Consider the following 301-nt stretch of genomic DNA (forward strand, 5'->3'; position numbering starts at 1 on the left):
TTTAGGAACCGCCCACGCATGCCGACCAGTGCCGAGCCCCCGTCACGTTCAGCCAGCCCAGCCGCCGAATCCTATGGACGTGTCGTCATCCGGGCAGCGCTGTGGCTCGCCTTCCTGGCGCCGTTCTTCTACTCGACCTACGGCTTCGCCAACTGGCTGGCCTCGACACGCAATCAAGTCGGCAGCATCGTCTTCTCCTGGGAGCACCACGTTCCGTTCCTTGCCTGGACGATCGTGCCCTACTGGTCGATCAACCTGTTCTACGCCCTGTCGCCGCGGCTCAAAGACAGCCGGCAGGGCG

Annotated in this window: 1 pseudogene; it reads left to right on the forward strand. The window is 64.1% G+C overall.

Annotated features, from left to right (window positions below):
• Nucleotides 1–18 precede the first annotated feature (18 nt).
• A pseudogene (locus EN824_RS34455) lies at nucleotides 19–301 on the forward strand (serine/threonine protein phosphatase); the annotation flags it as partial.

Source organism: Mesorhizobium sp. M8A.F.Ca.ET.181.01.1.1, from assembly GCF_004792025.1.
In the GTDB taxonomy this organism is placed as follows: Bacteria; Pseudomonadota; Alphaproteobacteria; order Rhizobiales; family Rhizobiaceae; genus Mesorhizobium.